13 protein-coding genes are annotated in these 9184 nt (G+C 46.2%); 12 read left to right on the top strand and 1 reads right to left on the bottom strand.

What is annotated here, in order from left to right:
• Positions 1-425 precede the first annotated feature (425 nt).
• Positions 426-1046 (bottom strand): phage repressor protein CI, encoded by a 621-nt coding sequence (locus tag AAC854_RS19890; protein ID WP_099113854.1) that lies wholly within the window; start codon positions 1044-1046, stop codon positions 426-428.
• A 208-nt stretch (positions 1047-1254) separates the two neighbouring features.
• Here AAC854_RS19890 and AAC854_RS19885 point away from each other — a divergent pair, with 208 nt between their 5' ends.
• The 12 genes from AAC854_RS19885 to AAC854_RS19830 all read left to right on the top strand — a co-directional run.
• Positions 1255-1602: a DUF5347 domain-containing protein gene (locus tag AAC854_RS19885; protein WP_340618629.1), complete on the top strand. Its 348-nt coding sequence runs from the start codon at positions 1255-1257 to the stop codon at positions 1600-1602.
• A 115-nt stretch (positions 1603-1717) separates the two neighbouring features.
• A complete protein-coding gene (locus tag AAC854_RS19880) occupies positions 1718-3697 on the top strand; it encodes a replication endonuclease (protein WP_340618628.1) in 1980 nt (659 codons plus the stop codon).
• Positions 3698-3812: 115 nt separating this feature from the next.
• Complete coding sequence (locus AAC854_RS19875) at positions 3813-4040, top strand: hypothetical protein (RefSeq protein WP_187655521.1); 228 nt, start codon at positions 3813-3815, stop codon at positions 4038-4040.
• 18 nt (positions 4041-4058) lie between these two features.
• The gene (locus AAC854_RS19870; RefSeq protein ID WP_340618627.1) at positions 4059-4295 is read left to right on the top strand and encodes a DinI-like family protein; all 237 of its coding nucleotides are present in this window, start codon (positions 4059-4061) and stop codon (positions 4293-4295) included.
• Between the two features lie 221 nt (positions 4296-4516).
• The gene (locus AAC854_RS19865) at positions 4517-4720 is read left to right on the top strand and encodes a tail protein X (RefSeq protein ID WP_099113849.1); all 204 of its coding nucleotides are present in this window, start codon (positions 4517-4519) and stop codon (positions 4718-4720) included.
• Between the two features lie 9 nt (positions 4721-4729).
• Complete coding sequence (locus AAC854_RS19860) at positions 4730-4993, top strand: hypothetical protein (protein WP_340618626.1); 264 nt, start codon at positions 4730-4732, stop codon at positions 4991-4993.
• Positions 4994-5041: 48 nt separating this feature from the next.
• Complete coding sequence (locus AAC854_RS19855; RefSeq protein ID WP_340618625.1) at positions 5042-5545, top strand: lysis system i-spanin subunit Rz; 504 nt, start codon at positions 5042-5044, stop codon at positions 5543-5545.
• 177 nt (positions 5546-5722) lie between these two features.
• Entirely contained in the window at positions 5723-6358 is a 636-nt protein-coding gene (locus tag AAC854_RS19850; protein ID WP_099113846.1) for a phage baseplate assembly protein V, read from the top strand.
• The gene (locus AAC854_RS19845; protein ID WP_340618624.1) at positions 6355-6696 is read left to right on the top strand and encodes a GPW/gp25 family protein; all 342 of its coding nucleotides are present in this window, start codon (positions 6355-6357) and stop codon (positions 6694-6696) included. Before AAC854_RS19850 ends, AAC854_RS19845 begins: the two co-directional genes overlap by 4 nt.
• A 3-nt stretch (positions 6697-6699) precedes the next feature.
• Positions 6700-7608 carry a baseplate assembly protein gene (locus AAC854_RS19840; RefSeq protein WP_273548059.1) on the top strand — a complete coding sequence of 303 codons (909 nt, stop codon included), beginning with the start codon at positions 6700-6702 and terminating at the stop codon, positions 7606-7608.
• Entirely contained in the window at positions 7601-8209 is a 609-nt protein-coding gene (locus AAC854_RS19835; RefSeq protein ID WP_340618623.1) for a phage tail protein I, read from the top strand. The genes AAC854_RS19840 and AAC854_RS19835 overlap by 8 nt, the downstream gene beginning before the upstream one ends.
• Positions 8206-9184: phage tail protein (locus AAC854_RS19830; protein WP_340618622.1), on the top strand; the 979-nt coding region annotated here is incomplete at its 3' end. The genes AAC854_RS19835 and AAC854_RS19830, both read left to right, overlap by 4 nt.

The following is a 9184-nucleotide window of genomic DNA, read 5'->3' as shown; positions in this document are numbered from 1 at the left end:
TCGGTGGTGGAAACCTGCAAACAACGGGGATTATCGGCACTGGATGTACTCAGTGAAATCGCGACAGCGGTGACCCGAAAACAGCCCTATCCGGATGTCTTTAATCTGCTTTCCTGCTAGTCAATACAGGGCTGGTGAATGGTTACGCTTTCACGACTGTCTCTAATTATCGTTCTGAGAGTGTCATGAAAAAGTTGGGGATGATAAGGGATGAAAAAACGTTTTTCCACCCTGCATTAGCAGAAGATCACCCATTGAGGGAGCATGTCTTGTATCGGATTCGGCGTTCACATGACGAGTAAAACGCGCTAAGCATTACAGGCGGAATATTCCTGCGGAAATTGCAAGTGAGCGCCATTAAACGCCATCAAGGTTATCCTGATGGATAGAGATAACCTTGATGGAAACCGTTTTATGCCGGATTTTTATTGTCTGGAAATGACCAGAGCAACGCGGCCGATAAATTGAATGTCGCTGATTGCACAATCAAAAGTGACATCATTATCACTGACACGAATCTTACTGATAGGGATTTTGGCAATCTTCTTGATGCTGTGCATGCCTTCAATATCCACCAGCCATAGGCCATCCTGGATATTATCTTCCTGAGTATCCAGCAGATACCATGCAGAACCATCATCAACAACCAGTGGATTTTTGAGTTCCTTGGAAATTAATTCACTATCCAAAATCACAGGGGGAGCTTCGTTTAGCCTGCCTCCTGACAGCTTTACACGAGAGATCGACGGAGCAATGATATCTTCCAGTCGCTCTGTTTTCTTTTCACTCTCTCCATCTGGAAATATTTCTCCCTGACCCGTGCTCAGCCACAGCAGTGAGGCTCCGGTTTCGAGATTGCACTGGATGATCCAATCCGCCGGAAAACTATCACGAAGGTAGCGGTTTGCCATCGTGCTTTTGGAAACTCCCAAATGGTCACTTAGGGCCTGGCGTGACTTAAATCCATATGCGCGGACAAGACGTTCAATAGCAGGTCTTCCCCCACTATCGGCCCCCATTTTGATCTCAATATTGGTATTTTTCATTGACAGTACAGATAAGAGCTATTAGTATCCCATAAAAGTTCTTGAATTGAGATCTTTGATGGGCCCAGATTGGTTAAGCTGAAAACCAATAAGAGATATTGCATCATGAACGCCCAGATTTCAATCTTTATGCCCCATATAAAAATATTTCAGAAATGGTATTGAGAATGGTCAGAAAGGATTCTGTAGGAAAATGTTGAGGGAAAACATGGCGAATACTGAGAAAGAAAAATTTGCCCAAATAAACCTCGGACAGCGGCTGGAAGGATTGAATCATTTGTCGAGAATTCGGGCAACGTACTGGGGTGACGATGAAAAGGAGTTAAATCGTTTTTTTGCTGATATGCGTGATAAAAGGGACAGCCACTACGAAGAGAACAAGCGGGCGTTATCCGCCATTCTCTATTTAGCGAATATCCCGCGCTCCCGCCACGACAGTGAATTCAACCACTTTACCCAAGAGGAAAAAAGAGCGCTGATCAAGGCGATGAACCATATTAAGGTTGTTGTTAGTCAGTTTCCAAAGTACCTGACACTATCTCCCGGTACGCCCTAATTAACACGGTTTTCTAAACGCAGGTTTTGAGACATAGCTGAGACATAGCTGAAACATTGCTGACATATGGCATGAGTACGCCAGGCACACGCATACCTTCAATAGGGTGAAATTGATGAATAGTGATCTTACTGCTAATAAACATAATGGTGATTACTCTATTGCTAATCACAAACAAACTGCTATGTTCCAGCCGAACATACCGCAAGGTGTTTCAATGGCAGAACGTTTATTATGGGAAGTCAACGCAGACGATCATCAATGGCGTCACCAGTATATCGGGCAGATGCCGGACTTTCTGGCGAAATATTTCAGCCGCCGTTATGTTGATATCTTTCACCGTTCAGGCCGCCGTGATGCAAATTCTTTCCTGCGAAAAACGGTCGGGCAAAATGTTTTGCCACGATTACAGTTAGTAAAGAAAAGATACCAATTCAACCATTATGTTTCTGGTATAGCGCCTTTTCCTTTTATTGCGCAACTGGAAAAGGTGGCGACATATGATCGTAAACAACTCTTGAAACTGGCTCATGAAGTAGCCGTTTTTATTTCCGGCAATTATGAACACTATTCTTTAGCGTACTCCCAACAGCATCTACCAGCCTCCTTTGAAGGGGATAATGAGCTATTTTCCCGTGTTGCTAAGTTATATGAATTGTTGGCAAAGCTGACTTTGCAATGTAATACGAACCCGCCTTATTGGAATCGTTTCAAGCGTGGGCGTAAAGCGCCATCTATAGATCAACTCTGTTCGGGGATGTTACGCATGATGTCAGCCCGCTGGTGGTATTGCCGCTTAAAGCGCCTGCGTGATGTTCAATCTGAGCATATGGCGATTGCAGTCGGGCAGGTACAGCAAGCTGCTTCTCCTTATGTTTCACGGCAAGCACTGAGGGAATGGCTGGAACAAAAACGGCGTAACCGTGAATTCTTCAAACATTTTGATTTGGAAAATGAAGAAGGAGAACGAATTTCACTGGCAGATTCGGTTGTTCATAGTAATGCTAATCCCGCGATTCGGCGTTGTGAGTTGATGGTAAGAATGCGCGGTTTCGAAAATGTCGCTGATAAAATGCACTGTGTCGGGGAATTTTATACTATTACGGCTCCTGCGAAATATCATGCTGTTCAGCATCAGGGGGGATTTGTCAAATATTGGGATGGCGCTACGCCGAGTGATACCCAGCGTTATTTGTGCGGTGTTTGGGCCAAAGCTCGTGCTGCCATTGCCCGGGCAGGGATCAATATATTTGGCTTCCGCGTTGTGGAACCCCATCATGATGGTACTCCTCATTGGCATATGGTGTTGTTCATGCTACCCGAACATTTGCGGCAGGTCAGAGAGATTCTTGGGCATTATGCCTGTCAGGAAGAGCAGAACGAACTAAAGAGCGATGACGCTAAAAAAGTACGCTTTGATTATCGGGCGATAGATCCCAATAAAGGCAGTGCAACTGGCTATATTGCCAAGTACATTTCCAAAAATATTGATGGCTATGCACTGGAAGAGGAAACTGATCATGAAACCGGCGAATCCTTGCGCGATATGGCGAAATCAGTGACAGCCTGGGCGAGTCGTTGGCGTATTCGGCAATTCCAACAAATTGGAGGCGCTCCGGTTTCAGTTTGGCGCGAATTACGTCGCCTCAGAGAAATACGTTTGTCTGATACCAAAATCAATGCGGTTTTACAGGCAGCCGATGAAGGTAATTGGGCTGCTTATACCCAAGCACAGGGTGGGCCGTGGGTTGCTCGTCGCGATTTGGTTATTCGCCTGTCTTACAAACATATCCCGTTTGGCAGTCCTTATGGTGAAGATGTTCACTCCATACAAGGTGTGACATCACCATTTCTATCCAGTATGGAATTTATCTGCACACGTATTCATCAATGGAGCATAGTTCCTAAAACGAATACAACTTCTACACCAGAACGGATTGTTTATAAAAGAAGCAAAAAATTCTCATCTTGGAGTTCTGTCAATAACTGTACGGATGAACAGTTTCAGTGTTATCGGGATCATAGAATTCACATAGTGGAAAAACCCACCAAATTGGCAAATTTTTCTGCTAAAACAGCAGGCAATAGTTATTAACTATCAAATTTAATCACCAAAAAAGGTAAAAACTACTTTAAATTTAATCTTATTACGTGTACTGTATATACATACAGTTTCTTATATGGAGGCAGATAGATCAGTGGAATCTCTTATGGAATCATTGGTAGCGCAACGTATCAATTTCATTGCTCGAATGGCAACAAGTTGCGAATGCAATCATGCGGAAGACAAAGAGCTGGCACTGGTTTGGATAGCGGAGCTATCTGCACCTTATGAAAAAAGGTTTAATAGTTACCAAAGTAAACTGGATGGTGACTTGTTAGATAATGAGGTGACCAGTAACAAAATGTTAAGGAATTCAGGTTCGATAGAAGAATAGATTTAGCAGGAGAAAAGGATGCGCATAGAAATACTTTTCGATAAACGAGCTAATGTTTCTGAAGCAGTTATGTCTGCACTTGAAAATGAATTAAGAAAAAGAATATTACCACACTATCCTGATACACATTTTAGAATTGCAGTCAGTAGTAGCACCTCCGTAAGAGTGACAGGGACAAAAAAAAGCAGCGAACAAGAACACATAATGGAACTTATTCAAAACGTCTGGGAGGATGATAGCTGGCTGCCGGATTAAATATGGCGGTTCATAGATATCCTCCAATAGATCTTGATAAGATAAAAAAACAGCACAAAGGCAGGCGTTATTTCCTGCCTTTGTGCTTACTGAAATCAACAAAATTGCTATTCATTTGTATTATCCCCCTAACAATCTCATCTCATTGAGGCATTTTTCCGATTATTCGATCATAACTCTTCTATTTACTGACTATTTTCTGCAAAGAAAAAGGAGAGTGTATGCAAGTTATCGCACAACAGAATGAAACAATTGATGCCATTTGTTGGCGCCATTACGGTCGTACATTAGGAATGACTGAACGTGTATTGCAGGCAAATCCCGGGCTGGCTGATTTTGGCGCGGTGTTGCCTCATGGAACGAAAGTTGAAATGCCGGAATTCATGCCTGCTGCCAGCAAGCCCATGATCCAGCTTTGGGATTAAGGGGAATATATGGATAAATACAGCCACGCCACCTACGCCTGTGCCAGTACCACTGCCATTTTTTCCGGACTTTCTTTATATGAGTGGAGTTTTGTGCTTGGCGCGTTTGCCAGCATTTCCCTCGGCATCTTAACCTATCGTCTCAACCGTCGGGAGCAGATGAAACGAACTCTGATCCTGAAGAACATCCTGGAAAATCTGGAATTAGAACCCGCGTCAAAATCAGCCAAGATTGTCAGTGAGCTGATAAATCAAGCACCGAAAGATGTGTAACCGGGAGGCTGAACAAATTTGTCGGGAATTAAGTTAGGAATAGGTGCGATGAAAAAGGTGCCTTTAATTGTGAGCTTGATAATTGGCATTAATCTTGGTTGGTGGGGGCATCGTTCCTTGTTTCTGAATGACATAACCAATTTGAAACAACAACATGCTGCACAACTCGTTGCCATTAACCAAAAAGCGAGTTCAGAAACACTGGCTGCCATTCAACAAATGAAAACTGCACAAAATCGGGTGGCAGAATTGGATGAATATTATTCAGGAAAATTAGCTCATGTCACCGAAGAAAATTCGGTTCTACGTGCTGACATTACTGCTGGTCATCGGCGGGTGCAAATCGCCGCCGCCAACCTTGCTACCTGCCAGCTCACCCAAAGCCGAGATACCGGCACCCGCAGCGTGGGCGATGGAACCCAAGTCGAACTCACTGCAAAAGCTGGACGCACTATTTACGATATCCGAGCCGGGATCATCGGCGATCAAGCCAAATTAGACTATTTGCAACAGTATGTACGTGATGTTGTCCGGCAGTGTAAGCCAGAATAATCGCATGTTGTCTTAATGCCTTTCAGTTCCAATCAAAAGATAGCGAAAAGCCTTTTTTCATTCTGAGGGAAGGCTTTTATTTTATTGATTTAAAAAGATTTTATCGCTGGATTTGTATGTTGTTTCTTACAACCCCGGTTTAATGTCTGGCCTGCTTTTTCATGGCATTCTTACGTCATGAACACACAACTCACTGAACTGATGCGCTTATTGCGCAACCTGATCCGAACAGGCGTCATTACCCAAGTGGACACCACAAAGGGAATGTGCCGGGTCGCGACAGGCAATCTTGAAACCAACTGGCTGCACTGGCTGACATCCAGAGCGGGAAACTCCCGCACATGGTGGGCGCCCAGTGTCGGTGAGCAGGTTTTATTACTGTCCATAGGCGGAGAACTGACCACCGCCTTTGTGTTGCCTGCGATTTTTTCAGATGAGTTTCCGGCTCCATCAACATCACCTGAAGCGACACATATTAAGTTTCCGGACGGTGCCGTAATGGAGTATGAACCGCAATCCGGCGCATTGACTGTGACTGGCATCAAAACCGCGACAGTGACTGCATCGGATTCCGTCCATATTACCGCGCCGGAAATCACCTGTGTCGCCAGTACCCGAATTACGCTGGATACACCGGAAGTCATCTGTACGCAGCTGATGAGCACAGGCAACTTGATTGTGCGCAACGGCGGCAAAATGACGGGCAATATTGAACACACCGGAGGCACATTCAGTTCCAACGGCGTGGTCGTGGATTCCCATAAACACACCGGCATCAGGTCAGGCGGTGACACATCAGGAGGCCCCGTATGATGTACCTGGGAATGAACCGGCAGACGGGCCGGGAGTTGACAGATCTGGCTCATGTCCGGCAATCCGTCAGCGACATTTTATTAACCCCGGTGGGCAGCCGTATTGCACGTCGCACCTACGGCTCTTTACTACCGGAACTGATCGACTGGCCACAGAACTCGGCGCTCCGGCTTCAGGTTATGGCTGCCAGCTATACCGCAATCAGTCGTTGGGAGCCACGTGTGACGCTGACGTCCATCACGATGGAAACCCTACAGGACGGCAGAATGGTGGTGGATATTACGGGTACTTATCATCAATCCGCCAAAGAATTTTCACTTTCGATTCCGGTGAGGTAAGCAATGCCAACAATCGATTTAAGCCAGTTGCCACCACCGGATGTGGTTGAGCCACTGGATTATGAACAACTGCTGGAAGAGCGCAAAAAAGGATTGATCTCGCTCTACCCAGAAGATCAGCAAGAGGCTATTGCTCGTACCTTGCAACTGGAGTCCGAGCCTTTGGTCAAGTTGCTGGAAGAGAACGTTTATCGTGAACTGCTCTTGCGTCAACGGGTTAACGAAGCAGCTCGGGCCGTGATGGTGGCCTATTCGACAGGCAGCGATTTGGATCAATTGGGTGCGAATAATAACGTACCCCGCATGATCTTACGTCCTGCGGATAACTCCACCATACCACCAACCCCCGCAGTGATGGAGTCTGATAACGACTACCGTGTGCGCATTCCACAGGCTTTTGAAGGTTTGAGCGTAGCTGGCCCGGTCGGTGCTTATGAATACCATGCCCGCAGTGCGGATGGCCGTGTTGCGGATGCTTCGGCAATCAGCCCATCGCCGGCTAACGTCACAGTGACAATTATGTCCCGTGAAGACAAGGGTGTTGCTTCCAAAGAACTATTGGAGAAAGTCGAAAAAGCGCTGAATGACGAAAACGTGCGTCCAGTGGCCGATCGCCTGAAAGTTCAGTCAGCGAACATTGTGGAATATGAGATTGATGCGGTGCTGTACATTTTCCCGACACCGGAATCAGAACCTATCCGCAAAGCGGCTGAACAAAAACTAAAACGCTATGTTGAAGCACAGCATCGTCTGGGGCGTGACATTCGTTTGTCGGCGATTTATGCCGCACTGCATGTAGAAGGTATCCAGCGTGTAGAACTGAAAGCACCGTTAAAAGACGTGGTGCTGGATAAAACTCAGGCTTCTTACTGCACCAAGACCACATTGACGATGGGAGGCTCGGATGAATGATCGCCTTCTGCCGGTGGGCTCAACCCAGTTAGAACTTGCGGCGGCTAAAGCTTGCGCTCAATTGCAAAAGGTCAAGGTTCCGCTACGTGAACTGTGGAACCCGGACACTTGTCCGGCATCACTTCTGCCTTATCTGGCATGGGCATGGTCAGTCGATCGCTGGGACGAACGTTGGTCTGAGAGCACCAAAAGGGAAGTGATCAAAAGTTCATTGTTCCTGCATAAACATAAAGGAACGATTGGTGCGATTCGGCGGGTCGTTGAACCGCTGGGGTATCTCATCCGCGTAAAAGAATGGTGGCAGACCAACGATACTCCGGGCACCTTCCGATTGGATATTGGCGTACTGGAAAACGGCATCACCCATGAGATGTTCGAGGAACTGGAAAACCTGATTTTTGATGCCAAGCCAGTGAGCCGACATCTGATTGGGTTGGACATCAATCTGGATACACGTGGTGAATATCACTACTCAGCGGCGACATACAGTGGTGACGAACTGACAGTTTACCCTTATTTCCCGGAACAAGTAACGGTATCCGGCTCAGAAGTTGTGGGCGCGGGCGTACATATTATAGATGACATGAGGATTAGATCATGAGTACCAAATTTTTTGCGCTACTGACACAGTTAGGTGCAGATAAGTTGGCAAATGCTGCGGCATTGGGTACAAAAATTGAAATTACCCATATGGCCGTTGGTGATGGTGGTGGCAGCCTGCCGACGCCAGATACCAAACAAACCAAACTGATTAACGAAAAACGTCGTGCCGCGATTAACACGCTGAGCATTGATCCTAAAAACACCAACCAAATCATTGCAGAGCAGGTTATTCCTGAAAATGAAGGTGGCTGGTGGATCCGTGAAATCGGCCTGTTTGACAAAGATGGCATCCTGATTGCCGTAGGTAACTGTGCGGAAACCTACAAACCCCAATTGCAGGAAGGTTCCGGCCGTACCCAGACTATTCGCATGATTCTGATTGTCAGCAGCGCTAATGCGGTGACATTGAAAGTTGATCCGTCTGTGATTTTGGCTACGCGTGAGTATGTGGATGATTCCATAGAGAAACACGCAAAAAGTCGTAACCATCCTGATGCAACGCTGAAAGAAAAGGGATTTGTTATTCTGAGCAGCGCGGTAGATAGCAATAGCGAAACTCATGCAGCAACACCGAAAGCGGTGAAGGCGGCGTATGATTTGGCGAAGGCGGCGGATAATAATGCTAATGGTCGCGTTCCGTCTGGTCGTAAGGTGAATGGTAAGGTGCTGTCGGCGGATATTACACTGAATGCGGGGGATGTTGGCGCTTATAACACAGCCCAAACTGACGCTAAAGTGAGTGAGGCTAAATCTTTAGCTAACACTGCAAACCAAAATGCGGCTAATGCAAATAATAATGCCAATACACGTTTGGAGAAAAACAAGAATGGAGCGGATATTCCAAACAAACCTGAGTTTGTGAAAAACCTCGGTTTGGTGGGAACTAAGGAACTGGCAGAAAATGCAGTGCCGAATGCACGGAAAGTAAATGGCAAGGCGTTAACGGGGGATGTGACCCTGAATGCCGAAGATG

It is taken from the genome of Xenorhabdus entomophaga, from assembly GCF_037996725.1.
GTDB lineage: Bacteria > Pseudomonadota > Gammaproteobacteria > Enterobacterales > Enterobacteriaceae > Xenorhabdus > Xenorhabdus khoisanae.
The sequence above is the reverse complement of the archived record's forward strand: the minus strand, read 5'-3'. Positions and strand labels throughout refer to the sequence as shown.